The organism is Aliiroseovarius sp. YM-037 (assembly GCF_048060095.1).
In the GTDB taxonomy this organism is placed as follows: Bacteria; Pseudomonadota; Alphaproteobacteria; order Rhodobacterales; family Rhodobacteraceae; genus JBLUOA01.
The window spans coordinates 350,889-375,080 of sequence record NZ_JBLUOA010000001.1 but is presented as its reverse complement, the minus strand read 5'-3'; the positions used below and the strand labels follow the sequence as shown (position 1 = coordinate 375,080).

At 60.7% G+C, this 24,192-nt stretch carries 27 protein-coding genes and 1 riboswitch; of the genes, 7 read left to right on the top strand and 20 right to left on the bottom strand.

The genetic code is table 11. From position 1 onward, the window contains the following. Positions 1-5: 5 nt before the first annotated feature. Together ACEWPJ_RS01735 and mbfA are read right to left on the bottom strand one after the other, a co-directional pair. A complete protein-coding gene (locus ACEWPJ_RS01735; RefSeq protein ID WP_416510432.1) occupies positions 6-935 on the bottom strand; it encodes an AEC family transporter in 930 nt (309 codons plus the stop codon). A 42-nt stretch (positions 936-977) separates the two neighbouring features. Next, entirely contained in the window at positions 978-1,955 is a 978-nt protein-coding gene (gene mbfA, locus ACEWPJ_RS01730; protein WP_416510431.1) for an iron exporter MbfA, read from the bottom strand. Between the two features lie 150 nt (positions 1,956-2,105). Between mbfA and ACEWPJ_RS01725 the strand changes: the two genes are divergently transcribed. Continuing rightward, complete coding sequence (locus tag ACEWPJ_RS01725; RefSeq protein WP_416510430.1) at positions 2,106-2,270, top strand: hypothetical protein; 165 nt, start codon at positions 2,106-2,108, stop codon at positions 2,268-2,270. A gap of 110 nt (positions 2,271-2,380) precedes the next feature. Then, positions 2,381-2,998 carry a TetR/AcrR family transcriptional regulator gene (locus ACEWPJ_RS01720; protein WP_416510429.1) on the top strand — a complete coding sequence of 206 codons (618 nt, stop codon included), beginning with the start codon at positions 2,381-2,383 and terminating at the stop codon, positions 2,996-2,998. Here the strand turns inward: ACEWPJ_RS01720 and ACEWPJ_RS01715 are convergent. Together ACEWPJ_RS01715 and ACEWPJ_RS01710 are read right to left on the bottom strand one after the other, a co-directional pair. Continuing rightward, positions 2,995-3,711 (bottom strand): NYN domain-containing protein, encoded by a 717-nt coding sequence (locus ACEWPJ_RS01715; RefSeq protein ID WP_416510428.1) that lies wholly within the window; start codon positions 3,709-3,711, stop codon positions 2,995-2,997. The genes ACEWPJ_RS01720 and ACEWPJ_RS01715 overlap by 4 nt on opposite strands. Then, a complete protein-coding gene (locus ACEWPJ_RS01710) occupies positions 3,711-4,823 on the bottom strand; it encodes an S-(hydroxymethyl)glutathione dehydrogenase/class III alcohol dehydrogenase (protein WP_416510427.1) in 1,113 nt (370 codons plus the stop codon). The genes ACEWPJ_RS01715 and ACEWPJ_RS01710 overlap by 1 nt, the downstream gene beginning before the upstream one ends. A gap of 78 nt (positions 4,824-4,901) precedes the next feature. Between ACEWPJ_RS01710 and ACEWPJ_RS01705 the strand changes: the two genes are divergently transcribed. Further along, positions 4,902-5,162, top strand: a complete 261-nt coding sequence (locus tag ACEWPJ_RS01705; protein ID WP_416510426.1) for an I78 family peptidase inhibitor — start codon at positions 4,902-4,904, stop codon at positions 5,160-5,162. Positions 5,163-5,403: 241 nt separating this feature from the next. After that, positions 5,404-5,751, top strand: a complete 348-nt coding sequence (locus ACEWPJ_RS01700; RefSeq protein WP_416510425.1) for a DUF2794 domain-containing protein — start codon at positions 5,404-5,406, stop codon at positions 5,749-5,751. On the opposite strand, the gene ACEWPJ_RS01695 is transcribed toward ACEWPJ_RS01700, so the two are convergent. From ACEWPJ_RS01695 to ACEWPJ_RS01685, 3 genes are all read right to left on the bottom strand, one after another. Next, a complete protein-coding gene (locus tag ACEWPJ_RS01695) occupies positions 5,748-6,572 on the bottom strand; it encodes a C40 family peptidase (protein ID WP_416510424.1) in 825 nt (274 codons plus the stop codon). The genes ACEWPJ_RS01700 and ACEWPJ_RS01695 overlap by 4 nt on opposite strands. 1 nt (position 6,573) lies before the next feature. Further along, positions 6,574-7,959, bottom strand: a complete 1,386-nt coding sequence (locus ACEWPJ_RS01690) for a leucyl aminopeptidase family protein (protein ID WP_416510423.1) — start codon at positions 7,957-7,959, stop codon at positions 6,574-6,576. Between the two features lie 82 nt (positions 7,960-8,041). Then, the gene (locus ACEWPJ_RS01685; protein WP_416510422.1) at positions 8,042-8,422 is read right to left on the bottom strand and encodes a hypothetical protein; all 381 of its coding nucleotides are present in this window, start codon (positions 8,420-8,422) and stop codon (positions 8,042-8,044) included. 152 nt (positions 8,423-8,574) lie between these two features. Here ACEWPJ_RS01685 and ACEWPJ_RS01680 point away from each other — a divergent pair, with 152 nt between their 5' ends. Continuing rightward, the gene (locus tag ACEWPJ_RS01680; RefSeq protein ID WP_416510421.1) at positions 8,575-9,225 is read left to right on the top strand and encodes a carbonic anhydrase; all 651 of its coding nucleotides are present in this window, start codon (positions 8,575-8,577) and stop codon (positions 9,223-9,225) included. Between the two features lie 4 nt (positions 9,226-9,229). On the opposite strand, the gene ACEWPJ_RS01675 is transcribed toward ACEWPJ_RS01680, so the two are convergent. From ACEWPJ_RS01675 to ACEWPJ_RS01665, 3 genes are all read right to left on the bottom strand, one after another. Continuing rightward, complete coding sequence (locus ACEWPJ_RS01675) at positions 9,230-9,430, bottom strand: hypothetical protein (protein WP_416510420.1); 201 nt, start codon at positions 9,428-9,430, stop codon at positions 9,230-9,232. Positions 9,431-9,751: 321 nt separating this feature from the next. Further along, positions 9,752-10,774, bottom strand: a complete 1,023-nt coding sequence (locus ACEWPJ_RS01670; RefSeq protein ID WP_416510419.1) for an aspartate-semialdehyde dehydrogenase — start codon at positions 10,772-10,774, stop codon at positions 9,752-9,754. A 112-nt stretch (positions 10,775-10,886) separates the two neighbouring features. Then, a complete protein-coding gene (locus tag ACEWPJ_RS01665) occupies positions 10,887-11,165 on the bottom strand; it encodes a hypothetical protein (protein WP_416510418.1) in 279 nt (92 codons plus the stop codon). Between the two features lie 100 nt (positions 11,166-11,265). Continuing rightward, positions 11,266-11,459: riboswitch (cobalamin riboswitch) on the bottom strand. A 411-nt stretch (positions 11,460-11,870) separates the two neighbouring features. On the opposite strand from ACEWPJ_RS01665, the gene ACEWPJ_RS01660 reads away from it, so the two are divergent. Further along, a complete protein-coding gene (locus ACEWPJ_RS01660) occupies positions 11,871-13,151 on the top strand; it encodes a DEAD/DEAH box helicase (protein ID WP_416510417.1) in 1,281 nt (426 codons plus the stop codon). 3 nt (positions 13,152-13,154) lie between these two features. On the opposite strand, the gene ACEWPJ_RS01655 is transcribed toward ACEWPJ_RS01660, so the two are convergent. The 4 genes from ACEWPJ_RS01655 to ACEWPJ_RS01640 are packed head-to-tail and all read right to left on the bottom strand — an operon-like array spanning position 13,155 to position 17,151. Further along, positions 13,155-14,312, bottom strand: coding sequence for a winged helix-turn-helix domain-containing protein (locus ACEWPJ_RS01655; protein WP_416510416.1), 1,158 nt, complete (start codon positions 14,310-14,312; stop codon positions 13,155-13,157). 42 nt (positions 14,313-14,354) lie between these two features. Further along, positions 14,355-14,735 (bottom strand): VOC family protein, encoded by a 381-nt coding sequence (locus ACEWPJ_RS01650; protein ID WP_416510415.1) that lies wholly within the window; start codon positions 14,733-14,735, stop codon positions 14,355-14,357. A 34-nt stretch (positions 14,736-14,769) separates the two neighbouring features. Then, positions 14,770-15,618 carry a universal stress protein gene (locus ACEWPJ_RS01645; RefSeq protein ID WP_416510414.1) on the bottom strand — a complete coding sequence of 283 codons (849 nt, stop codon included), beginning with the start codon at positions 15,616-15,618 and terminating at the stop codon, positions 14,770-14,772. A 12-nt stretch (positions 15,619-15,630) separates the two neighbouring features. Next, positions 15,631-17,151, bottom strand: a complete 1,521-nt coding sequence (locus ACEWPJ_RS01640) for a SulP family inorganic anion transporter (protein WP_416512983.1) — start codon at positions 17,149-17,151, stop codon at positions 15,631-15,633. Positions 17,152-17,342: 191 nt separating this feature from the next. On the opposite strand from ACEWPJ_RS01640, the gene ACEWPJ_RS01635 reads away from it, so the two are divergent. Next, a complete protein-coding gene (locus tag ACEWPJ_RS01635) occupies positions 17,343-18,191 on the top strand; it encodes an SDR family oxidoreductase (RefSeq protein WP_416510413.1) in 849 nt (282 codons plus the stop codon). Positions 18,192-18,248: 57 nt separating this feature from the next. Here the strand turns inward: ACEWPJ_RS01635 and ACEWPJ_RS01630 are convergent, their stop codons facing one another. The 6 genes from ACEWPJ_RS01630 to ACEWPJ_RS01605 all read right to left on the bottom strand — a co-directional run bounded on the left by ACEWPJ_RS01630 (position 18,249) and on the right by ACEWPJ_RS01605 (position 24,167). Next, a complete protein-coding gene (locus ACEWPJ_RS01630; protein WP_416510412.1) occupies positions 18,249-18,440 on the bottom strand; it encodes a hypothetical protein in 192 nt (63 codons plus the stop codon). A 140-nt stretch (positions 18,441-18,580) separates the two neighbouring features. Then, positions 18,581-20,521: a 1-deoxy-D-xylulose-5-phosphate synthase gene (gene dxs / locus ACEWPJ_RS01625; protein ID WP_416510411.1), complete on the bottom strand. Its 1,941-nt coding sequence runs from the start codon at positions 20,519-20,521 to the stop codon at positions 18,581-18,583. A 27-nt stretch (positions 20,522-20,548) separates the two neighbouring features. Beyond that, positions 20,549-21,415 carry a polyprenyl synthetase family protein gene (locus ACEWPJ_RS01620; protein ID WP_416510410.1) on the bottom strand — a complete coding sequence of 289 codons (867 nt, stop codon included), beginning with the start codon at positions 21,413-21,415 and terminating at the stop codon, positions 20,549-20,551. Next, on the bottom strand, positions 21,416-21,658 hold the full coding sequence (locus ACEWPJ_RS01615; RefSeq protein ID WP_416510409.1) for an exodeoxyribonuclease VII small subunit: 243 nt from the start codon (positions 21,656-21,658) through the stop codon (positions 21,416-21,418). Further along, complete coding sequence (locus tag ACEWPJ_RS01610; RefSeq protein ID WP_416510408.1) at positions 21,655-22,584, bottom strand: histone deacetylase family protein; 930 nt, start codon at positions 22,582-22,584, stop codon at positions 21,655-21,657. Before ACEWPJ_RS01610 ends, ACEWPJ_RS01615 begins: the two co-directional genes overlap by 4 nt. 101 nt (positions 22,585-22,685) lie before the next feature. After that, positions 22,686-24,167 carry a hypothetical protein gene (locus tag ACEWPJ_RS01605; protein WP_416510407.1) on the bottom strand — a complete coding sequence of 494 codons (1,482 nt, stop codon included), beginning with the start codon at positions 24,165-24,167 and terminating at the stop codon, positions 22,686-22,688. Positions 24,168-24,192 lie beyond the last annotated feature (25 nt).

Genomic DNA, 24,192 nt, shown 5'->3' with positions numbered 1-24,192 from the left:
TCATGTCATCCCCCTTGCAGGATCGCAATAACGGCTGTCACGGTCACGACGCTTACAATCGTCGAAATCAGGATTGATGCGGATACCCGCTGCGGCGCAACCCCGTAATGCTGCGCCAGTATGTAGACATTCCCCGCCACCGGCAAAGCTGCGGCTGAGATCATCACCGCCGCCGCGAACGGGTCGACGTCGAAAATCAGCAACGCCGCGACGGCAACAGCGACAGGATGCAGGATGAGCTTGGCAAATGACAACCAGATCGCGACCGAAACCCGCTCCGCCGATTTTGAGGCGAGCGATGCGCCAATCGCGAACAGTGCGCCGGGTGTTGCAGCCGCCCCGAGGATCGACAGGAATTCCTCAACCGGGCCGGGGATCGGCACCGCAAAGCCTGAACACAGCAACCCCAGCGCCATCGAAACGATCATCGGGTTCTTGAATAACCCAATCCCGACGGTGCGCAGAATTCCAATCGACATCCGACCGTCGCGCGACCCCGTGATTAGGATCACGATCAGGCTGGAAAACACGATCAGATCAATCGCGAGGACCATCAGCACCGGACCCGCCGCCGCTTCACCCAGCAGCACGACCAGCATCGGAACGCCGAGAAACCCGGTATTGCCGATGACGGCGCACTGCGCCTCAACCGCTGCTTCCTCGACCCCGATCTTGCGGATGAACGCGACCACCGTTGCAATGCAATAAACGGTCAGGCTGCCGACGAGGTAGGCGAGCACGAATTGCGTATCGAACACCTCTGTGATTGGCAAACTTGCAGCGAACCGGAACAACATCGCAGACAGCGCGAAGTAGAAGACGAACTTGGTCAGGTAGGCCGCCGCCTCTTCCGTGAAGAACCGCGTTCGGCAGGCCCAGTAGCCGAGGCCAATCAGCGCGAAGAACGGCAGGGTTTTCAGGAATATCGCCAGCATTCATAGCGCTTAGCACGCACCCCGCGCGCGCACCAGCGGGGTTTAACCCGCGCCGATCAGCACCCCGGCGGCAAAGACAAGCGCCCCCCCCAGAACAACCTGAAACGCGGCCCGCATGAACGGCGTTTCCATAAACTTGTTCTGGATCCACGCAATCGCCCAAAGCTCAACAAACACCACGATGATCGCGATGATCGTCGCCGTCCAGAAATCCGGGATCAGGTAAGGCAGCGCGTGGCCCAGCCCGCCAATCGTCGTCATGATGCCCGACGCAAAACCTCGTTTTACGGGCGATCCCCGGCCCGATAGCGTGCCATCGTCCGACGCGGCCTCCGTGAAGCCCATCGAAATCCCGGCCCCGACCGACGCCGCCAGCCCGACAAGGAATGTCGTCCACGTGTCGCCCGTCGCAAACGCGGTCGCGAAGATCGGCGCGAGCGTCGAGACCGAACCATCCATCAGCCCGGCCAGCCCCGGCTGCACCCATGTCAGCACAAACTGCCGCTTGGCCGCGCGGTCTTCATCGGTTTTTGCGTCGTCGGTCAGATGCTCTTCGGTCAACGTGTTTGCCGAATGCTCATGGCTCGCCTCTGCTGCCGCGAGTTCGGTGAGCAGGCGGCGTGTGTCGGCGTCGGTGGTTTGTGCCGCCGCCCTGACATAGAAGGCGTGGGCGTCGTGCTCCATCCGCGCGGCCTCATCCCGCATCCGCTCGATGCCAAGATTTTCGACCAGCCAGATCGGACGACGGGCATAGAATCCCGACACATGTTCGCGCCGGATCAGGGGGATAACATCGCCAAACCGCGCTTTGTGCAGGTCAATCAGGCGCTGGTGGTGTTCGTCTTCCTCCTCCGCCATGCCATCGAAAACGGCGGCGGTCGCCGGGAAATCGGCCCGCAGCCGTTCGGCATATGTGCGATAGATGCGGGCGTCATCCTCTTCCGACGATATCGCAAGTGCGACGATTTCCTGTTCGCTCAGGTCAGAAAACCGGCGGCGGTTGGTCATTCCTGGGATCATTGCTCAGCGCCTCTTTTAGAATGATTCCAATGTATTTCGTTGAATTTTCTGCGCAAGGCAAAAAAGTGAACTGATTAGTCCAAAATGCCCTTGCAATCTAAACTGATCGGTTTAGATTAACTGAACGAAACAGTTCAGAAAGGTAATGAAATGTCTTTCATCCGTATCGCCCTGACCACCGCCTTGATCGCAGTTGTCGCCCTTCCCACATCGGCGGGCGCCATGTCTTTCGACCTGCCCAGACTGGATTTCGAAGCCCCAGAAACCCCGACACAGACCGTCGTAAAGCCGGTTCTGCCGCTCGCCCCGAAATAGTACGCAGCACCGCAAAACACGCAAAGGGCGGGGTCAATCCCGCCCTTTTTTGTTTGCTTGTTGGTTTTGAACCGACCTGTTTATAATCACAGATGTAACTGGGGAAACGAATGACGGCACGCGCCGAAACAATTCGCAAGGGTAGGAAATACGATCAGGTGCTGAACGGCGCCCGTGATATTTTCCTGCGCGACGGGTTCGAAGGGGCCAGCGTCGATGACATCGCGCGCGAAGCGGGCGTGTCAAAGGCGACGTTGTATAACTACTTCCCTGACAAAAAAATGCTGTTTTTGGAAATCTGTTCCGAACAGTGCCGGATTCAAGCCGACGCGGCGTTCGAACTGGAACATACCAACCTGCCGATCCGCGATGTGCTGCGTCTCGGGGCCGAGATGTTGGTGCGGTTTCTGGTGTCGCCCTTCGCGCTTAGCATTCATCGTCTTGCGGTGGGTGAGGCTGACCGCTTCCCCGATCTCGCGCGCGAGTTCTACAAATCCGGCCCGGCACTTGGCCATGCGCGGATCAAGCTGGTGCTGGAAGCAGGCGTCAAACGCGGAGAGTTGAAGATCGACGATATCGAAATAGCCTCCGAACAATTCGCGGCGCTGTGCAAGACCGATCTGTGGGTGCAAGTGACGCTAAAGGTCCGCGAAACCGCGACCAAAGAAGAAATCGCGCATATCGTGGAAAACGCGGTTGAAACCTTTCTCGCCCGTTACGGGGCTTAATCAATGCGCCGGACCAGCAACTGATTGCCCGGTCCGGTTTTCGTTTCAAACACCTTCAGCGCGCCGACTAGATCGCTTAGCTTTTTCTTGCCGTAGCTGCGCGCGTCAAAGTCGGGCTTGTCCGCCTGAATCTGCTGGCCAAGCCGACCGAGCGAATACCACTCATCATCCTGATCGATCTTTTCCATCGCATCGATGAACAGCTGCTTCGCCTCGGTCATCGCGTGGCGGTTGGCCTTCGCAGCCGGCTTGCCAGAGGTTTTCCCGTTCGGCTCTTCATAGATGTTCTCAATCTCGACAAACCGATTGCAGACCTTGCGCAGCGCCTCAGGGGCTTTCGCTTCTCCGATCCCGATGACGGTCAGGCCCTGTTCCCGAATACGGCTGGCGAGGCGGGTAAAATCGCTGTCCGACGACACCAGCACGAAACCGTCGAAACGGCCGTTATGCAGGATGTCCATCGCGTCGATGACAAGCCCGATGTCGGATGCGTTCTTGCCCTTCGTGTTGGCGGTTTCCTGATGCTGGACAAGCCCCAGTTCCCGCGCGACTCCTGTCCAGCCCGACAGTTGCGGATTGGACCAGTCGCCGTAGACGCGGCGCAGCCCCGGCTCCCCGAACGACGTGATCTCTTTCAGGATGGCGTGGGCGAATTTCGACGGCACGTTGTCCGCGTCGATCAGAACGGCCAGCAGCAAGGATTTATCAGCCATCAATAGACAACAACCGCACGGATGCTTTCCCCCGCATGCATCAGATCGAAACCCTTGTTGATATCGTCAAGCTTCAGGACATGCGTGATCATCGGATCAATCTCGATCTTGCCGTCCATGTACCAGTCGACGATCTTGGGCACATCGGTCCGCCCGCGGGCACCCCCGAACGCCGTGCCGCGCCAGACCCGACCGGTGACAAGCTGGAACGGGCGGGTCGAAATCTCTGCCCCCGCTGGCGCGACGCCGATGATGACGCTTTCCCCCCAGCCCTTATGCGCCGCTTCCAACGCGGTGCGCATCACTTCGACATTGCCGGTCGCATCGAACGTGTAGTCGGCCCCGCCACCGGTCAATTCGACCAGATGGGACACCATATCGCCATCGACCTTTGACGGGTTCACAAAATCCGTCATGCCAAACTCGCGGGCCATCTTTTCCTTGTCGTCGTTCAGGTCAACGCCAACGATCTGCGTCGCCCCAGCCATGCGCAACCCTTGGATGACGTTAAGGCCAATGCCGCCAAGCCCGAAGACAACGCCGGACGATCCCTGCTCCACCTTCGCCGTGTTGATGACGGCCCCGATCCCAGTCGTAACACCGCAGCCGATATAGCAAATCTTGTCGAACGGCGCGTCATCACGCACCTTGGCCAGCGCGATTTCCGGCATCACCGTATGATTGGCAAAGGTCGAACAGCCCATGTAATGCAGGATCGGCGTCCCATCGAGCATCGAGAACCGCGTCGTCCCGTCCGGCATCAGGCCTTGCCCTTGGGTGCCGCGGATCGACTGACACAGGTTCGTCTTGGGATTCAGGCAGTATTCGCATTCCCGACATTCCGGCGTGTAGAGCGGGATAACGTGGTCGCCCGGTTTTAGCGTTTTGACACCCGGTCCGACTTCCAGAACAACACCCGCGCCTTCGTGCCCCAGAATCGCGGGGAACAACCCCTCGGGGTCAGCGCCCGACCGCGTAAACTCATCCGTGTGGCAAAGGCCGGTGGCCTTGATCTCAACCAGAACCTCACCCTCTTTCGGGCCTTCAAGGTTCACTTCCATCACTTCAAGCGGTTTTCCGGCTTCCAGCGCGACAGCGGCACGAGTACGCATGATTTCTTCTCCCTCAGATTTGTTGCGGCTACACTGGGGGAAAGCAGATACCATTTCAACCGAAACAGGAGGTTCCCGATGCGCTTCGCCCTGCCCGCCTTCATTGCCCTGACGGCCTGTATGCCACAACCCGTTGTCGAACCCGGCGAAGACGCCTGTGGCGCGTCGGGTTACGCAGCATTGATCGGGCAGTCAAAAGACGTGCTGGCCGCGATGACCTTCCCCGCGCCGATGCGGGTAATTGAACCGGGCAGCGCGATCACGATGGATTACAACCCCGAACGGCTGAACATCGACCTTGATGAAAGCGGCAACGTCGCCCGCGTCTGGTGTGGATAAGACAAAAGAATACCCCCTGCCGATCTGACAGGGGGCACCTCGTTCCATACTAGTCCCCGATGCCGCAGTCTGGGTGGGGGCAATTATTCCACGACATCGGGGCAGCGATTTCTCGCTATGATGCCTTTATTGCCCCTAAACCCGACAGCATCAGGGTCGAGTGCAGCTTATTTGCAGGTCATTTCGGGGCGAATTCTAGGCAGGGATTGATTTCGCGCCGGACAAAGGCCAAGATTCAGATATGACAATTCAGTCACCCACGCCGTTTCAGCGCCCGTCCCGAATCCCGGACCAAGTCAGCTTTGATCGCAAGGAACTCGGTGAAATCCTTTCTCTTTATGGTCGAATGGTCGCGGCAGGCGAATGGCGCGACTACGGCATTTCCTGCCTGAGCGACCACGCCGTGTTCTCGATTTTCCGCAGAACCGCCGAAAACCCACTTTACCGGATTGAAAAACGGCCAAAGCTGCGGATGAAGCAGCAGCTTTATGCGGTTGTGGGCATGGACGGGCAGATTCTCAAGCGCGGTGCCGAGTTGAAAACCGTGCTGCGGGTGTTGGAGCGTAAACTGATCCGCGCAATCAATTAGCGCGGTCTGCGGCGGCTTGTGACTGGGCCTTCCCCTTGTTTTTCGATCCGCGCGATTGCTGCATCGATCCCTTCGTAGGACACCGCCATCGCATGGGCATTCGCGTGGATCAGCCGGGTGTCATCCACCACCATCGCGACATGGCCGTTCCAAAACAAAAGATCACCGGGGCGAAGCGGGGCATCGTCGGCCAAACCCTCCCCCACCTCTGTTTCCTGCAGGTCGCTATCGCCGGGGCACGGGATGCCGCAGGCGATCAGCGCGGCCTGCACCAGCCCGGAGCAGTCGATCCCCCAGATCGAATTGCCGCCCCAAAGGTAGGGCGTGCCGAGGAACAGGGCCGCAACCGCAACCGGATCATCAAGCCGATGCGATACCGGCGAAAGATGCTGCGTTGGAACGAACCCGTGGGCCGTCTGGCAATAGCCATCGGCCGTGTCTGTCACCCGAACGCGACTGCCGAATGGCAGCGCCATGCGATCCGGCGTCTTGAGGTTTGGCCCCGAATAAACGTGCGTCGCGGGTGCGCTGATCCAATGGGTCGCGTCCTTCGCTTCACCCACGCTGCGGGCATCGACATAGCCGACATAGCCATCCTTCGCCGCCTCAACGAATGCCCAGCCGTCGTGAACCTCGTAGATTGTAACGCACTCGCCCAGCAAGACCTGACGATCCCGCGCGCCATTCGGTTCGCGCAATAGGTCAGCGACGGGCACGGCGATCTGGCCAACCTCGCCATCCGAATAGCGGGGCGCGTCCACCTCGCCTTTCAACCGGGTCGCAGCGATACGCGCGTTCGCCGGAGTGTTGCGACGATCCATTCTACAGCCCCAGTATGTCCGGCAGAGCGGCCAGAACGGCCCGCGCCCCCTGCCCAACGCCGCCAGCAGTTCGGGCGGGTAAAGCCGTTGGTTGCCAGCCGTAAATGTCAAAATGCGTGTAGCGCGGGCTTTGATCGACAAAGCGGCGCAGGAACAGCGCAGCGGTGATTGACCCGGCAAAACCACCCTTTGGCGCGTTGTCGAGATCGGCGATGTTCGGTTCGATCATCTTCTCATACGGCGTGTGGAACGGCATCCGCCAGACCGGGTCGGCCACCGCCGCCGCACCAGCCTCAAGCGCAGAAGAAATCCCCTGATCGTCCGTGTAATAGGGCGCAATGTCAGGCCCGACCGCGACCCGCGCCGCGCCGGTGAGCGTCGCCATCGAAATCAGACAGTCCGGCGTTTCCTCATCCGCCAGGGCAAGCGCGTCGGCCAGCACGAGGCGACCTTCGGCGTCGGTATTGTTGATCTCTACCGTCAGCCCCTTGCGGGAGGTCAGAACATCCTGCGGGCGATAGGCGTTGCCCGCGACGCTGTTTTCCACCGCAGGGACAAGCACGCGTAACCGCAGCGGCAACTGAAGCGCCATAATCATATGGGCAAGGCCTAGAACCGTCGCAGCACCCCCCATGTCTTTCTTCATCAACCCCATAGACGCCGCCGGTTTCAGGTTCAGCCCGCCCGTGTCAAAGCACACACCCTTACCGACCAGTGTCAAAGTCGGCCCCGTCGACCCCCACCGCATGTCGAGCAATCGGGGCGCTTGCGCGGACGCCCGGCCAACCGTGTGGATCAGCGGAAAGTTCTGATCCAGCAGCGCATCGCCCGCAATCACCTCGGCGGTTGCGCCGTGTTTGTCGGCAAGGTCGCGGAACGCGGATTCCAGCTGCTCCGGCCCCATATCGGATGTCGGGGTGTTGATCAGGTCGCGGGTCAGCGCCTCGCCCGCCGCGATGATTTCCAAGCGATTTGCGTCCACGCCCGCAGGCGCTTTCAACTGCGCCTTCAGTTTCGGTTTTGTCGTGTAGCGATCAAACCGATACCCGGCCAAAAGCCAGCCCAGCGCAACCTCTTCAAGCGCGGCCCCGTCCGGCCCGGTTTCGATGTGCCAAACGCCTTCGGGCAGCTTTGACCAAGCGCCCGCGCAGGGAAACCGCCCGCGTGCCCGCGATTTGGCGTTGCCATAGCCTGCCAAGGCGCAGGCAGGCGCACCACCGTCGCCCGGTATGACCAAGATCTGGCCAAGCTTCCCGCTAAACCCATTCGCCGTCGCCCATGACGACACTTTTTCCAGTTGATCGCTCAGCCAGCCATCAACGGTGTCCTCTGCCAGCAGATGCAAGGGAAGGGACGGCGCGCCCGGATCAGCGAATGTCATGGTCATGGTGTCAAAGCCTCGTCTGGTGTGTTGCCCGCAGCCTACCTGCGCCACACCTGTCTGCAAGACACAGTTTGACCGCGGCGCGTCAGACCGACATATCGCGCAGATCCCAAACGGCGGTCAGCGACCGATCCCCGACCCGGCCCAACCGGGCGAGCGTCGCCGCAACCCCCGGCCCGTCATTCAGCGACGCGCAATATTCCACATCTAGCGCCACACGCGACAGGCCACTTAACCCAACGCTTAGCGCAAGCTCCGCGATTTCCTGCGCAGCGGACGGAAGCGCGGCAGTCGGCCCGCTATCGGCCAGGGCACGAATACCCTCCAGCTTGACAGCCAACTCCTCCATCGCGCGGCCGATCATATCTTCGGCCCCGGCTTCGCCCAGTTCAACGTAAAGTTCCGTCAGCCTGTCTGGATTCAGACGGATACTCTCTTCCTGCTCTAAAACGGTCACAACCGCCATTCACTCACCCTCCATCACCCCATGCCCCCGCATGACATCGGCACATTCGCCCGAGTGTCCTTAGAAAAGGTTGATAAGGACTGCGGAATTCACTCGAAATTCTCGAAAATCTCACCTATCTAAACGGTCAGCAAACGACAGAGGCGACATTGATGAAAAACGCAACACCACTGCCAGCTTATCTCGTACAACGTTATCACGGCTGGAAGGCCACGGGCTATGCTGACAACAAAGCATGGTATCGACGGCTCGCCAGCGAAGGCCAACATCCGCGCGCGATGGTGATTTCGTGCTGCGACAGCCGGGTGCATGTGACATCGATCTTCGGCGCGGATCAGGGTGAGTTTTTTATCCACCGTAATATCGCGAACCTTGTCCCCCCTTACGGGCCTGATGGTCGGCAGCACGGGACATCGGCTGCGGTCGAATATGCCGTGAACGCGCTGAAGGTCGCGCATCTGATCGTGGTCGGGCATTCCGAATGCGGCGGCGTTGCCGGGTGCCATGATATGTGCTCCGGCAAAGCCCCGGCGCTTGAGGAAAAGACAAGCTTTGTCGGTCGTTGGATGGACATCCTGCGCCCCGGCTTTGAGCGGGTGAAAGATATTGAGGATGATGCGGCCCGCAGACGCGCGCTTGAAAAAGAGGCGGTTCTGGTGTCGTTGGAAAACCTGATGACGTTCCCGTTCGTCAAAGATGCGGTGAAGGCCGACCTGCTGACGTTGCACGGGCTTTGGACGGATATCGGCGAGGGCGGGCTAGAAACCTATGACCCCGCCAAAGGTGCGTTCGTTCCGGTTTAATCGACTACACGGCGTCGGTCTGCTTTTGGCGGACCATGTCTTGCTTTGACAGGGCATACGGAGTGCGCGTGGCACGAAACTCTGGCACGCAGGGCGGGTTATCGCGCTTTGAAAACGGCGCGGGCCGCCCAACGGGCCGTTTGGTTTTCTTGCTTAGCAAGGCGTAGGTCCGGCCCAGCCGCGCTTTGTGAATAAAATCTGTCATCTCCACCCCTTCGTTAGACCTTGCCGCGCGTTCCCCCCAACGCGACGGCAAGGGGCCCTAAGTTGCTGGGCCTCGCCGTGCTTGATGACACAATTTGGCCATAATCGTTAATTTTCCGAGCGGAAATTTCGCCAAATTTCTGTAAAACTATGAAATATATGATGTTTCTCCCTCGCGTTGCATCCGTGATAGTGCCCAATTCTTGACACAATTGACGCAAGGGCACCTGATTGGCCACCGGCGCGGACGCGGCAGCAGCCAGGGCAAAAGCAAGAAAGGCCCGACGAATCGGGCCAATCAGCAGGTTTTCTGGGGCTGGGGTCAGCCTTGTTTCAGGACTTCCCGACCGTAAAGCTCTGCGATCTGAACCGCGTTCAGCGCAGCGCCTTTGCGCAGGTTATCACTGACGCACCACAGGTTCAGGCCGTTTTCAATCGTGCTGTCCTGACGGATGCGGCTGATGAAGGTCGCGAAATCACCGACACATTCGACGGGCGTGACGTATCCGCCGTCTTCGCGCTTGTCGATGACCATCAGCCCCGGCGCCTCACGCAGGATGTCGCGTGCTTCGTCTTCGTCGAGGAAGTCTTCGAACTCGATATTCACCGCTTCGGAATGGCCGACGAACACCGGCACCCGCACGCAGGTCGCTGTCACCTTGATCGTCGGATCGACGATCTTTTTGGTTTCGGCAACCATCTTCCATTCTTCTTTGGTCGATCCGTCCTCAAGGAACACATCGATGTGGGGAATGACGTTGAAGGCGATCTGCTTGGTGAATTTCTTCGCCGGCTTGTCGTCCGTCGGGTTATACATCGATTTGGTCTGATCCCACAGCTCATCAATGCCCTCTTTGCCGGAGCCTGAAACGGATTGATATGTGCTGACTACCACGCGCTTGATCTTGGCCCGATCATGTAGCGGCTTCAGCGCCACGACCATCTGCGCGGTCGAACAGTTCGGGTTCGCGATAATCATCTTCTCGCGGTAGCCTTCAATCGCCTGCGGGTTCACCTCTGGCACGATCAACGGAACCTGCGGATCGTAGCGGTAGAGCGACGAATTATCGATCACAAGGCACCCGGCACCCGCCGCCTTCGGCGCATATTGCTTGGTCGCGTCAGAGCCGATGGCGAACAGCGCCATGTCCCATCCCGTGAAGTCGAACGTGTCGAGGTCTTTGGTCTTCAACGTCTTGTCGCCAAAGCTGACTTCCGTGCCCAGCGACCGACGGCTTGCCAGCGCAGCAATCTCATCAACCGGGAACTGGCGCTCTGCCAGAATGTTCAGCATTTCGCGGCCCACGTTTCCGGTAGCGCCAACGACAACGACTTTATAGCCCATAAAAGACCTCCGTTTCAGTTCGTCCGGGATCGGACGCGGGGCTTCTAACCGATCCAACCCGCACATGAAAGGGCGAAGGCCAAGAAAATAGGGTGATTTGGTCGCAGCTGCCCTAGTGGACCTGACGCCGGGCGCGGGCACCGCCGCGGCGGACGGGGTAAAGCGCGGGTGTGTCCGCGATGTCATGCAGATATTCGACGAATTGGGTCAACGCGACGCTGGGGCAATCGACGCCCTCGCACCGTCCGATGGCGGCCCGCGCAGCTTCCTGCGCGTCGGCCCCGGCGGGCAGCGTCAATATCCACTCCATCATCGCGGCCTTTGCCTGCGCCTCTGCAAACGCTGGCCGCTCAGCGATTTCGTTCAGGCCGTCCACTATCTGATCCAACATCCGTGCCTTTCCGCCGCATCCCCGCGGTCGTTTTCTGTGCGGTGGTGGTGAAGAGGGCAAGGCACGCTGGCGTCCATGACCCGCCTTCGCCGCGCCCCGCGGTTGACGTTTCTACCAAGGCTGGTTTCCGGACTTGGACGGGGCCTTTCGGCTAACATGACCCCTTCCCGAGCGTGCGCCCAGTGGGTGATCGTCATGTCGTTGCCCGTCCTTACCGTTGCGGGGGCAGTGCCGGAGTTTCACCGGCTTCCCAATTCTCCGCCCGAGGGCGGCACCTTGATAACCGGATGCTAACCGGATTCGACCGGCCCGCCCATCCCAAAACCGACACCCTCGCGGTTTTGACGGACACCCGCCGACGTGACACAGCGCGCGGGCAATCGCCGCCAATCCGAAACTCTGTGGTTGACTTCTACCCCTTCACCCCCGATATGACCCTCAACCCATTCCGCTGCCGCGTGAGCAGCCGCCGACACTGATCGGCAGGATGGACCCGACCAGCACCGCGATGCGGCAACGGTCCCACAATCCAAACAGTTCCCACGTCACGCGGGGGTCTGACGCGCAGGTTCACCTGACAGGACATTCGGTCCGGGGTGCGGATCTTGCGCGCAACCGCAATGGACGGGCCATTCGCATGGTCCCGCCCCGCTTGTCTGACGACTCCGTCCGTCTTGGGCGGGCGCATATATGAAAGGGTCATTCTTGACCAAATTTACTGATCTGGGCCTCAAGCCCGACCTTCTGTCCGCCATCACAAAGGCAGGATACGACACACCGACACCGATCCAGCAAAAGGCGATTCCGCTGGTGCTGGAAGGCCGCGATCTGATCGGCCTTGCCCAGACCGGCACCGGCAAGACCGCCGCGTTCGGCCTGCCGCTGATCGACCGGCTTATGGGCGCGGGCGCGAAACCCACGCCGAAATCCGTGCGGGCGCTGATCCTTGCGCCGACGCGTGAACTGGTGAATCAGATCGCCGCGAACCTGACCGCCTACACCAAAGACACGCCGATCCGCGTCGTCACCGTTGTTGGCGGTCAATCGCTGAACAATCAGGTGAAAAAGCTCGAACGTGGCACGCATATCCTCGTCGCGACACCGGGCCGTCTGATCGACCTGTGCGACCGTCGTGCAGTGTTTCTGGATACGGTCACGTATCTGGTTCTCGACGAAGCGGACCAGATGCTCGACATGGGGTTCATCCATGCGCTTCGGAAAATCGCTGCAAAGCTGGCGAAACCGCGCCAGACGCTGCTGTTCTCCGCCACCATGCCCGCGCAGATGGAGGAGCTTTCCCGCGCCTACCTGACCGATCCGGCACGGGTGCAGGTTTCCCCTCCGGGCAAAGCTGCCGACAAGATCACCCAGGCGCTGCACTATGTGCCGCAGGGCGACAAGACGGAGCTGTTGAAAGACTACCTCAACAAGGACCCCGACGGCCTGTCACTGGTCTTTGCCCGCACCAAGCACGGCGCGGAAAAGTTGAAAAAGAACCTCGAAGCGTCGGGGTTCAAGGCGACCTCGATCCACGGAAACAAATCGCAGAACCAGCGTGACCGCGCGATCCGCGACTTCAAGGCGGGCGAGGCCCGGATTCTGGTCGCGACCGACGTGGCCGCCCGTGGCATAGACATTCCTGGCGTCAGCCACGTCTACAACTACGACCTGCCAGAAGTGGCGGAAAACTACGTTCACCGGATTGGCCGGACGGCCCGTGCAGGTGCGGAGGGCGAGGCTATCGCGTTCTGCTCTGCCACCGAAATCGGCTATCTGCGCCAAATCGAAAAGGTGATGAAACTGACGATCCCCGTGGTTGGCGGCGAACGCCCGATTGAACAAAAGCCCGAAAAACGCGGCGGTCGTGGTGGCGGAGGCGGTGGAAACCGCGGTGGCGGACAGCGCCGCAGCCAGCCGAAACCGGCCAACCAATCGCATGGCAAGCCCAAGCGCAACAATCGCCGTCGGCGCAAGCCCGCGGCGTAAAGGCTATGGGGTGGACCAGATCACATCGTCCACCCCGACAAACCGCGCCATCCGGGAAAGCTCCGCGTCCAGCTTTGCGCGTCGGGCCGGGGTTTCCTTGACTTTCGACTCCCACCAATAATTCAGGACGGTCAGCGTGCCAGCCGCGCGATCTGCCTTGACCTCGATCCGCCCGACAAAACGATCCCCTTCCAGCATCGGGTAAACGTAATAGCCCCACTTGCGCTTCGCGGCGGGAACGAAAATTTCAATCCGATAGTCGAATCCAAACAACCGCAGCGCCCTGTTGCGATCCCTGACGACGGGGTCAAATGGGCTGAGGATACGCAGGCGCGTGGTCGGCGCGGGTGCGTCCCCCAACCGCTGTTCGATATCCGGCGGGGCGAGCGCAGTGGTCCATTGCCGTTCCGCAGTTTCGACCGAGACCGGGACAAGGTCGCGGGCCGTGTCGACCCATGCCTTCACCTCTTTCGCCGATGTAGCGTCCCAGAACCGCTGGACCTCACCCGGCGTTGCAAACCCCGACCGGGCCAGCGCCGCACGGCACAGCCAATCTAGTTGCTCATCCTCCGCCACCTCCCGCTGGCGCAGATCGTCGGGGAACACCCGTTCAGCCAGATCGTAATACTTGTGGAAATTCACCCGGTGGCAGGTCGCAAGCTCCCCCACATACCACATGTAATCGAGGCCAAGCTTGTGCGGTGGGCGTTGCCACATCTGCCGATCACCGGCGAACGCGCTGTCGAAGTCGCGGGTGGACAGCGCGCCCTCCTCCGCGATCCGCGCTTTGATCGCCGCGCGCCCCGCCGCATCCGGCATGGACGCATACCAGTTCGACCGGTCGAGCCATTCACGCTTCCGTCGAAACTGGCGACCCCACATCGGAAGGAACTTCATCGGCAGGACCGACGCGTCATGGGTAAAGTGCTCGAAGATCCCGCGCTGCCGCAGCAGCCGATCCAGCATCGGTTCGCGGTAATTCTGGTTCCGTGACCAGAGGATATGGTGATGCGCCCGCGAAACAACACGTATCGTGTCCAGCTGCACCATCCCGAGCCGCCGGATCAGCGCAGGCAGATCAAGCGCCCCTGTCGGCGTGTCCGACAACGCCTGCGCATGAAGCCACAGCCGCCGCGCGTCCCGGTTTGCAATCCTCAACATCCGGCGGAGCATGTCGCGGCGCGGCCATCACCGCAACCCGCTTCATGCGGAAGGCGCGACGCCCTCGCCAAAGAAGACCAGCGTGCAGTCTTCGTCCGCCACATGAAATTCGCGCTGACCATAGTCCTGATTGAACGGAGCCCGCACCCGCCCCTCTGGCAGCGCGTTCAGTCGCTGCTCCATCGAGGTATAGACGGCATCGATATCGTGAACGTCGATATAGAATGACCCCTGCCTTTCGGGGTGGTCCAGATCGACCGTCTTATCAACCTCAACCAACCGCACGGCGACATCATCCCGCCGCAGAAACGCGTAGTTATCGGCGAGAAACCCGAGCGTAAATCCAAGCACATCGCGGTAAAACGCGACTTGCCTGACCAGCAAGGTGCAGGGAACGAACGGCGTGATCTGGTGCAGACGCATGGGAACCCCCTTTTGCGCCTGACGTTACCACAACTTAACGAAACAGCAGCAGCGGAATATGGCAGTTCCTGACCATCTCTGCGGTGGTGGAGCCGATGAACAAGCTGCGAATACGCGAATGACGGAACGCCCCCATCAGCAACATGTCGATGCCACCTGCGGTCACAGCCTCGGTAATCGCTGTATCGGCTCGACCGGGCGGGGTGCGGATTTCCACGCTGTATCCCGCGCTTTTCAACTGCGCGGCAGCCCCTTCGACGGCCCGCCGGGATTCTGTCGTTTCCGCGCCTGCGCTCAGCAGCACGCAGTTCAACCCGCCAAAGACATTGCTTCGCGCAACGTGGTTCACCGCCTTCAGTGCGCTTTTGCCACCATCAAAGGCGATCAAAAACGTCTCAACCGGTTTGAACGCGCGAGAGGTGACAAGCACGGGCTTCTCGCTTGCCCGAACCACCCGTTCCAAATTCGATCCAAGATGCAGCGTCGCGAAATCCGCCGCCTCGCCGCGCTTGCCGACAACGACCAGATCGGCGTCGGCCTCAGCCCGGTGCAGTTCTTCGATCAAATCGCCGTGGCGCAGACGGGTGGTAATTTCCTCAACCCCATCCGCACGCAAGCGCGCCTCTGCATCCTCAAGGATCGCACGGCCGCGCTTCATGCTGAGCTTCGCGCGTTCGGCGTCAAGCTCCGCCAGTTCCTCCATCAGCCGGGTCCGCGCGCCCAGACCGATATTGCCCGACAGGTCGCTTTTCGCCCCCTCGCGCCGCCCCAACACGTGCAAAATCTCGACCGAAGACCCCTTGCGCGTTGCGACCCAGGCCGCGTGGTCACACACGCTCTCCGAATAGACAGAGCCATCCACCAATGCGACGATCTTTGACATGCCCGCTCTCCCTCAGTGGCCCATCAGGCGTTCCAGCGCGCCCGGTTTGTCATGTTCGGCAAGGCGGCCCATCAGGGTCTCGCTCGCCTCGTTCATCCCGATAATCTCAACATCCGCGCCTTCGCGGCGGAATTTCAGAACCACCATGTCGATGGCTGAAACAGACGAGATATCCCAGATATGCGCGCGGCTGACGTCGATGGTGACGGCCTCCAACACCTCGTTGAAATCGAAGGACTCGGCAAGGTCCGGCGCTGTGGCAAAGAACAACTGCCCCTCGACGACGTAGGTCCGCGCCCGCCCGTCTGCCGATAGGGTCGAGCGCACCCGGAACACTGCCGCGATTTTCCAGGCAAAGAAGATGCCCGACAGCAGCACCCCGACCAGAACTCCATAAGCGAGGTTATGGGTATAAACCGTCACGACAACCGTCGCGACCATCACGACCGAGGACGCCGTCGGATGTTCACGCAGGTTCTTCAGTGAAGACCAGCTAAACGTCCCGATCGACACCATGATCATGATCGCGACCAGCGCTGGCATCGGGATCTGCGCAACCCAGTCGCCCAGCACGACGATCAGGAACAGCAGGAACACACCCGCCGCAAAGCAGGACAGCCGCCCACGCCCGCCCGATTTCACGTTGATCATCGACTGCCCGATCATCGCACAGCCCGCCATACCGCCGATGAACCCGGTCGCGGTGTTGGCAAGGCCTTGGCCGATGCACTCGCGATTCTTGTCGGATTTCGTGTCGGTCAGGTCATCGACCAGCTTCGCGGTCATCAGGCTTTCCAGCAGGCCGACCACGGCAACAGCAGCAGACACCGGGAAGATAATCTGCAACGTCTCAAGGTTCAGCGGAATATCCGGCAGCAGGAAAATCGGTAGCGTATCCGGCAACGCGCCCATGTCTCCGACAACCCGAACGTCCAGCCCAAGCGCCATCGCAAGGCCCGTCAGCACGATGATCGTCACCAAGGGCGACGGGATCGCGGTCGTCAGCAACGGAAACAGATAGATGATCGCCAGCCCGCCCGCGACCATCACATAGGTCAGCCACGTGACGCCCGCATTGTGCCAGTCAAGCTCCGGCAATTGCGCCATGAAAATCAGGATGGCGAGCGCGTTGACAAACCCCGTCATCACCGACCGCGACACAAACCGCATGATATTGCCAAGGCGCAGCGCCCCCGCCCCGATCTGCAACAGCCCCGCCAGCACCGTCGCGGCCAGCAGATATTGCAAGCCGTGATCCTTCACCAGCGTCACCATAAGCACGGCCGTTGCCGCCGTTGCCGCCGAAATCATCCCCGGTCGCCCGCCCGCAATCGCGGTGATCACTGCAATCGAAAAGGACGCATAAAGGCCCACCTTCGGGTCCACCCCGGCGATGATCGAAAAGGCAATCGCCTCCGGGATCAGGGCCAAGGCCACGACAAGGCCGGCGAGTAGGTCGGCACGGATGTTACCCAGCCAGTCCTGCTTCAGGCTGGTCAGAATGTCAGCTTGCACGGAAGTCTCCAGCGTCATTGTTCGCGAGTATCCGCGCCGTTTACCCACCTCGCACGCGAATGACCAGCCGTAACCCTGTTTTTGCAGCACCCCGCCCCACCATTTTCCAAAAATATCCATACCCCGCGCCCGCAATACTCTGCCCCGTCTCGGGTAAGGACGCGCGGATCGCCCTTGCACCCATCGCCTCAGCCGCCAATATGCGCGGCATGTCACATCTGCTTTCCTTCGGCCACGGCTACAGCGCCCGCGCGTTAGCCCGGCTCCTCCTCCCCCAAGGCTGGGCGATCACCGGCACGACACGCTCTGCCGACAAAACCGACGCGTTGAAGGCCGAGGGTGTCACCTCCCTCATCTGGCCCGGCGACGACATCACGCCCGCCCTCGATACCGCGACGCACTTACTGATTTCTGCTGGCCCGACCGAGGATGGCGATCCCGTCCTCAACGAACTGCGCGGGTCGATCACCGAACGCGCCGGACAATTCAAATGGGTCGGCTACCTCTCCACCACCGGAGTCTATGGCGATCATGGCGGCGCTTGGGTTGACGAAAACACACCGCTCTCCCCCAGCACCGAACGCGGCCACCGCAGGGCAGGGGCTGAGGCGGCGTGGCGGGCCATCCCTGACCTTCCGCTCCATATCTTCCGGCTGGCGGGCATCTACGGCCCCGGTCGTGGCCCCTTCGCCAAGGTGCGGGCCGGCAAGGCGCGCCGCGTTATCAAGCCCGGTCAGGTCTTTTCGCGTATCCATGTCGACGATATCGCGCAAATCCTCGCCGCATCCATCGCGCAACCGAACTCCGACGCGGTTTATAATGTTTGCGACGATGACCCCGCCCCGCCCGAAGACGTAATCGCCCATGCCGCCGATTTACTCGGCCTGCCGCTGCCCCCGGCGGTCGACTACGACACAGCCGAAATGACACCAATGGCGCAGAGCTTTTATGCGGAAAACAAGCGTGTTCGGAATGATCGGATCAAAAACGAACTTGGGGTGACGTTGAAATACCCAAGCTATCGCGACGGTCTCTCCGCCCTTCTGGCGGATGAGTGAACGGCCCCGGCGGCCGATCAGGCCGCCGACGCTCTGGGTCTTGGCAAGGCTCCGGGCTTAGCCCGAAACCTCAATCACCCGCACATCATCGCCATCAACCGGCAGGAAAAATCCCCGCTGAAGGTTGGCGTCATGCTTTATCGTCACCGTTTCGGGTGGTGTTTCTTCTGCAATCGGAGGCTTCAACCCGCCCGCAATCGCATTAACTGCCGTCAGCGCAAGCGCCGCGGCCAATGCCAGTTTCTTCATGTCTCTGCCTCAACTCGCCCTTTGTGGGCGTTATTTATGCAGCGACCCTAGATCGGAAATTCGCGCAGAGTCGACTCGGGCCGGTCGTTGAGTGGGAGAATTGCCGCCGATGTTGCGCCGCCGCCGCATGGCTAAAATGCTCAGGCGCGGCGTTCGCCAATGGCGCTGACACCAAGAACGGCAAGCACTTTCGCCTCGATATCCGCAGCACTCAGCCCGGCGACGCGATACATATCGGCTGGGCTTGCCTGGTCGATAAAGATGTCGGGCAGCACCATCGAACGGTATTTCAGCCCCGAATCAAACACGCCTTCCTCGGCCAGCAATTGCGCGACGTGGCTGCCAAAGCCGCCGACCGCGCCTTCCTCGATGGTGATCAGCGCCTCGTGGTCCGCCGCCAGTTGCAGGATCAAGTCACGGTCCAGTGGTTTGGCAAACCGGGCGTCGGCAATCGTCGGGGTGATCCCCTTCGCTTGCAGCGACTCCGCCGCCGCCTGAACCTCTGCCAGACGCGTGCCGAAGGACAGCAGCGCGACGCGCCCGCCCTCTTGAATGATCCGGCCCTTGCCGATTTCCAGCGGCGTGCCGCGTTCCGGCAGGTCAACGCCGACGCCTTCGCCGCGCGGGAAGCGGAACGCAATCGGCCCGTCGTCATGGGCCACGGCGGTCGCGACCATGTGGACAAGCTCCGCCTCATCCGCCGCCGCCATCACGGTGAAGCCGGGAAGGTTCGACAGATATGCAATGTCATAGCTGCCCGCGTGGGTCGCCCCGTCGGCCCCGACAAGCCCCGCGCGATCAATCGCAAACCGCACCGGCAAGCGCTGGATCGCCACATCATGCACCACCTGATCGTATCCACGTTGCAGGAATGTCGAATAAATCGTGCAAAAGGGCTTCATCCCGCCAGCGGCGAGCGCGGCCGAAAACGTCACGCCATGCTGCTCGGCAATCGCCACGTCAAAGCAACGGCTGGGGTAGCGTTCGGCAAACAGGTTCAACCCCGTGCCATCCGGCATCGCGGCGGTCACGGCGCAGATCTTGTCGTCCTCCGCCGCCTCGCGGATCAGGCTGTCGGCGAACACGCGCGTGTAGCTTGGCGCGTTGGACGGTGCTTTCTTCTGCTTGCCCGTCACCACGTCAAATTTCGCAGTCGCGTGGCCCTTGTCGCGGGCCTGCTCTGCCGGGGCATAGCCTTTGCCCTTTTGCGTCGTCACATGCAGCAGCATCGGCCCCGTCGCGCGGTCCTTGACCGTGCGCAGCAGCGGCAGCAACTGGTCAAGGTCGTGGCCATCAATCGGCCCGACATAGGAAAACCCGAGTTCCTCGAACAGCGTCCCGCCAACTGTCATGCCCTTCAGCATTTCCTTGGCCCGACGCGCGCCTTCCTGAAACGGTTCAGGCAGCAGGCTGACAGCACCCTTGGCCGCGGATTTCAACTCCTGAAACGGGGCACCCGCGTAGAGGCGTGACAGGTATGACGACATCGCCCCGACCGGCGGAGCAATCGACATTTCGTTGTCGTTCAGGATGACGATCAAGCGGCGACCCAGATGGCCCGCGTTGTTCATCGCCTCATAGGCCATGCCAGCACTGATCGCACCATCACCGATCACGGCAATGGCATCCCCGATGCCATGTTCCGGCGCACCGCCCAGATCGCGGGCAACCGCAAAACCCAGTGCCGCGCTGATCGAGGTCGACGAATGCGCGGCCCCAAACGGGTCATACGGGCTTTCGCTGCGCTTAGTGAACCCGCTCAGCCCGTCTTTCTGGCGGATCGTGCGGATACGGTCGCGCCGCCCGGTCAGGATCTTGTGGGGGTAGCACTGATGGCTCACGTCCCAGATAATCCGATCCTTCGGCGCGTCAAATACCGCGTGAAGCGCGACGGTCAATTCAATGACACCCAGCCCCGCCCCCAGATGCCCGCCGGTTTCCGATACCGCGCTGATCGTCTCTGCCCGAAGCTCCGTCGCAAGGCGTTTCAGCTCCGCATCCGACATTCCCTTCATGTCCGCAGGCACGGAAACGCGATCCAGCGTCGGGGTCGCGGGGCGGGTCTGTTTTTCGTCACTCATCGCGCAGTCCCCCTTTCGGGGCCAGTTTCAGCTTTCGCGGGCAATAACGAAACGCGCCGCCTGCCGCAAGGTTTCCGCGGCCTCACCATAGGGGGCAAGCGCGGCCTCGGCCTCCGCCACCAACGCCTTCGCCCGCGCCTTGGCACCGTCCAACCCAAGAAGCGAAACGAATGTCGCCTTCCCGGCATGGGCATCCTTGTTCAGTCGCTTCCCGGCTTTTGCCGCGTCACCTTCGACATCTAGGATGTCATCCGCAATCTGAAACGCAAGGCCCAAGGCGTTGGCATAGTGCCGCAGGGGGGTGCGATCCTCGCCCGCGATCACCGCGCCCGCTTCGGCTGACCAGTTTATCAGCGCCCCTGTTTTACCGGATTGCAACGCTGTGATCTCCGCAAGCGTCAACGGCGCGTCCGCCGTCTCCGCCGCGATGTCGAGCGCTTGGCCAAGCACCATGCCCCAGGCCCCCGCCGCGCGCGAAAACCCCTCGACCAGCGCGATCCGCCGGTCCGCTGGCCCGATCTCTTCCCGCGTCAGCAACCCGAAGGCCAGCGCCTGCAACGCGTCACCCGCCAGCACCGCTGTCGCCTCGTCCCATTTCACATGAACCGTAGGCCGCCCGCGCCGCAGATCGTCGTCATCCATACAGGGCAGGTCATCATGGATCAGCGAATAGGCGTGCATCGCCTCGACCGCCGCGGCGGCCCAAACGGCGCGATCCGGGTCAATTCCGAACAGCCGCGCGCTTTCCAGCACCAGAAATCCGCGCACGCCCTTGCCGCCCTCAACCGCATAGCGCATCGCATCATGCACCGGCTGCGGGTCGAGCGTATCAAGCGTCGCGTTCAGACAGGCCGCAACCCGCGCCCGGTCCTCTGCCAGCCTGTCTTGAAACATCTACAGCCCTTCGACCGGGGTGGTCCCCGTCGGCTGCCCGTCTTCGCCAAGGGTGATCGCGGCGACCTTTTCCTCGGCCTCTTTCAGCTTCTTCTCACAGCGCTTCTTCAACTCCGCCCCGCGTTCGTAAAGCGCGATGGAATCCTCAAGCGGCACATCCCCGCGTTCAAGCTGGCCGACGACCTCCTCAAGCGCTTTCATTGCTTCTTCAAAGCTCATTTTTTCGACCGGCGTGTCGCTCATCCCGCGTGCTCCATCAATACCTTTACGTGTGCGGCGGCAGACTCCGCCAGCGCGTCAAGATCATACCCCCCTTCGAGAGAGGAGACCACCCGCCCATCACACACCCGATCCGCCAGATCGCAGATTTTCCGGCTAAGCCAGCCAAAATCATCCGTCGTCCACATCAGCCCCGCCAGCGGGTCCGCCCGGTGCGCATCGAACCCCGCAGAGATCAGGATCAACTCCGGCCGAAACGCCTCAATCGCAGGCAGGATATGCCCTTCATAAGCCGCACGCATCGCGGCAGAGCCCGTGCCGCTTGCAAGCGGCACGTTCAGCACGTTGTCATGCGCGCCACGTTCATGCGCAGCACCCGACCCCGGATAAAGCGGCATCTGGTGGGTAGAGGCGAACAGCGTCCGCGCCTCACCCCACAGCAAATCCTGCGTGCCATTGCCGTGGTGAACGTCAAAATCAATTACTGCAACACGGGAAAGCCCATGATGATCCAGCGCGTGTTTGGCCGCGATCGCCACCGAGCCAAACAGGCAAAACCCCATCGCGGTCTCCCGCTCCGCATGATGCCCCGGCGGGCGGCACGCGACGAAAGCGTTTGAAGCGTCCCCCGCCAGCACCCGATCCACCGCATCGCAAACCGCACCTACGCCGCGAAACGCGGCCCGAAGCGACCCAGGCGCGAGGTAGGTATCCCCATCAACCGCTGACCACCCGGCATCGGGAATCGCTGCCCGAATCCGGTCGATATAATCCTGCGGATGACAGCGGAGCACGTCCGTCTCGCCCCCAAGCGGCGCCTCAACATGCACAAGCCCATCAAGTTGCGCCACCGCCGAACGGATCGCAGGCAACCGCGCCACCTGCTCCGGATGCCCTTGGGGCGAGGCATGGGCATCGCAATCGCTGTGGGTGTAGAAGAGGGTCGGCATGGGGTGAGCGATAAGCCAGAAAAGCATGCCGGGCAAGGCAGTTTGGCGACGATCAGCCCGCCCCCCTTCTAACCTTTTCCGGAGGAGTCTAACACATCGTACTAATCCAATGCAGGTTTGGACGGCGGCAACTCCAGATCGGCCTTTACTATGACTTCATCATCCTTGGGCCAGTCGATCTGATCTGTCTTGCTGGCCGATGCGATGATTCCACTCACATGTTGAACGAACTCTTCCCGCCAACGACCAGTTGCGATCACCCAGATCGATCCACCCTGATCTGCTCTCAGCTCGTTAGCGGATCGGTAATGGTCGAGCGCGCGCTCGATGCTGTTCTCTCCGCTCATCAGAAGCGTGGTCCACGCCCGAGCCAAATAGACGTTTACGTTCTGTCCGCGGCCGCTGGAATGATTAATTAGTTCGGCCAGTGCTGTGTCCAGTTGCCGGATATATTTTCCTCTGTATATGCTAGTAACGCCAATCGCAGACCTGTAAGCGCTGGGGAGTACGAATTGCGAATTGCTGTCGGGGTTCTCCGCGACCAGAACGAGAAGCCTTTTCCATGCCCGATCCCTGATTTGATCCGTCGATTCTGCGACCTTCAAAAGGTTCTGCCCCCGAACCTCATAGGCGTCTCCGCTCAGCACCTCCAATCGACGCAGCATTGCCTCATAGCGGACATTCTGATCCTGAACGCTGAATGCCAAGGTCGCCAACTTCTGCTGCAAAACAGTTTCACCTAGCATTTCGGCATGCTCCGAGAGGAAAAAGTACTCCTCTGATCTCGCGCCGACCAAACTTTTGGAGAATTCACTCACCAAGCTGACGAGTATGTCTCGTTTGACCCAGTCTTCAACCGTTTCGCCGTGATCCCTGAAATAGCGTATCGCGGCAGCGGGATCCAGGCGTGCCTCCTTGAGGCTGCGGTATTCCTCCCGCCCGATCCCCAGCGCCTCCTCGATTTCAGGAAAGACCTCGCCGACTTCCACGAATGTGCTGTGAAAGTCACCCAGTTTGTTTTGGAAAGTTTCATCGGAATCAAGAACGAGGCCGAAGTCCGCAGCGTTTTCAGGGCCGTTGATGATGGCGTGCGCGACAGCGTTGTCTGCCGTACGCGACATAATGCAGTTGAGCTTCGGCCAAAAGCCTTCGCATTTGTCCGAGAAGAGGACGAAGCCGACGATCGCCAATGACGCAATGACGGCGGTAAACGCGCTTATCGCAAGAGGAATAGTGACCAATTTCTTCTTCTTAACCCAGCCCATCAACTCAGGAATGAACCACAGTTTTTCTACTTTCCCGTCAATTTTGGGAATCTTCTTTTCATCGAGATCTTTGATTTTCGTGCTTAGCGCCTCTATCGCCTCGCCGAGGTATTCGATCCGACCTTCAAGACCTTCGTCGACTTTCGTCAGATTATCTCGAAGGTTCTCCAGATCGCGGCAGACAGCCCAGACACACTCACCCAAGTTACGGCTCGACCCGTCCGCATCAAAATACTCACCATAGCCCGGGGGATCGACCGGAACGGCGTTGCCGTCTTCGGTCGGCTTTGGGCTACCTTTTTTCTTCCCCTTGGCCATATCAATCGATTCAATTGAATTAATG

Bases quoted from the DNA above. Each gene is read 5' to 3' on its own strand.
- ACEWPJ_RS01735 (WP_416510432.1), bottom strand. From the start codon at position 935: ATGCTGGCGATATTCCTGAAAACCCTGCCGTTCTTCGCGCTGATTGGC.
- mbfA (WP_416510431.1), bottom strand. From the start codon at position 1,955: ATGATCCCAGGAATGACCAACCGCCGCCGGTTTTCTGACCTGAGCGAA.
- ACEWPJ_RS01725 (WP_416510430.1), top strand. From the start codon at position 2,106: ATGTCTTTCATCCGTATCGCCCTGACCACCGCCTTGATCGCAGTTGTC.
- ACEWPJ_RS01720 (WP_416510429.1), top strand. From the start codon at position 2,381: ATGACGGCACGCGCCGAAACAATTCGCAAGGGTAGGAAATACGATCAG.
- ACEWPJ_RS01715 (WP_416510428.1), bottom strand. From the start codon at position 3,711: ATGGCTGATAAATCCTTGCTGCTGGCCGTTCTGATCGACGCGGACAAC.
- ACEWPJ_RS01710 (WP_416510427.1), bottom strand. From the start codon at position 4,823: ATGCGTACTCGTGCCGCTGTCGCGCTGGAAGCCGGAAAACCGCTTGAA.
- ACEWPJ_RS01705 (WP_416510426.1), top strand. From the start codon at position 4,902: ATGCGCTTCGCCCTGCCCGCCTTCATTGCCCTGACGGCCTGTATGCCA.
- ACEWPJ_RS01700 (WP_416510425.1), top strand. From the start codon at position 5,404: ATGACAATTCAGTCACCCACGCCGTTTCAGCGCCCGTCCCGAATCCCG.
- ACEWPJ_RS01695 (WP_416510424.1), bottom strand. From the start codon at position 6,572: ATGGATCGTCGCAACACTCCGGCGAACGCGCGTATCGCTGCGACCCGG.
- ACEWPJ_RS01690 (WP_416510423.1), bottom strand. From the start codon at position 7,959: ATGACCATGACATTCGCTGATCCGGGCGCGCCGTCCCTTCCCTTGCAT.
- ACEWPJ_RS01685 (WP_416510422.1), bottom strand. From the start codon at position 8,422: ATGGCGGTTGTGACCGTTTTAGAGCAGGAAGAGAGTATCCGTCTGAAT.
- ACEWPJ_RS01680 (WP_416510421.1), top strand. From the start codon at position 8,575: ATGAAAAACGCAACACCACTGCCAGCTTATCTCGTACAACGTTATCAC.
- ACEWPJ_RS01675 (WP_416510420.1), bottom strand. From the start codon at position 9,430: ATGACAGATTTTATTCACAAAGCGCGGCTGGGCCGGACCTACGCCTTG.
- ACEWPJ_RS01670 (WP_416510419.1), bottom strand. From the start codon at position 10,774: ATGGGCTATAAAGTCGTTGTCGTTGGCGCTACCGGAAACGTGGGCCGC.
- ACEWPJ_RS01665 (WP_416510418.1), bottom strand. From the start codon at position 11,165: ATGTTGGATCAGATAGTGGACGGCCTGAACGAAATCGCTGAGCGGCCA.
- ACEWPJ_RS01655 (WP_416510416.1), bottom strand. From the start codon at position 14,312: ATGTTGAGGATTGCAAACCGGGACGCGCGGCGGCTGTGGCTTCATGCG.
- ACEWPJ_RS01650 (WP_416510415.1), bottom strand. From the start codon at position 14,735: ATGCGTCTGCACCAGATCACGCCGTTCGTTCCCTGCACCTTGCTGGTC.
- ACEWPJ_RS01645 (WP_416510414.1), bottom strand. From the start codon at position 15,618: ATGTCAAAGATCGTCGCATTGGTGGATGGCTCTGTCTATTCGGAGAGC.
- ACEWPJ_RS01640 (WP_416512983.1), bottom strand. From the start codon at position 17,151: ATGACGCTGGAGACTTCCGTGCAAGCTGACATTCTGACCAGCCTGAAG.
- ACEWPJ_RS01635 (WP_416510413.1), top strand. From the start codon at position 17,343: ATGTCACATCTGCTTTCCTTCGGCCACGGCTACAGCGCCCGCGCGTTA.
- ACEWPJ_RS01630 (WP_416510412.1), bottom strand. From the start codon at position 18,440: ATGAAGAAACTGGCATTGGCCGCGGCGCTTGCGCTGACGGCAGTTAAT.
- dxs (WP_416510411.1), bottom strand. From the start codon at position 20,521: ATGAGTGACGAAAAACAGACCCGCCCCGCGACCCCGACGCTGGATCGC.
- ACEWPJ_RS01620 (WP_416510410.1), bottom strand. From the start codon at position 21,415: ATGTTTCAAGACAGGCTGGCAGAGGACCGGGCGCGGGTTGCGGCCTGT.
- ACEWPJ_RS01615 (WP_416510409.1), bottom strand. From the start codon at position 21,658: ATGAGCGACACGCCGGTCGAAAAAATGAGCTTTGAAGAAGCAATGAAA.
- ACEWPJ_RS01610 (WP_416510408.1), bottom strand. From the start codon at position 22,584: ATGCCGACCCTCTTCTACACCCACAGCGATTGCGATGCCCATGCCTCG.
- ACEWPJ_RS01605 (WP_416510407.1), bottom strand. From the start codon at position 24,167: ATGGCCAAGGGGAAGAAAAAAGGTAGCCCAAAGCCGACCGAAGACGGC.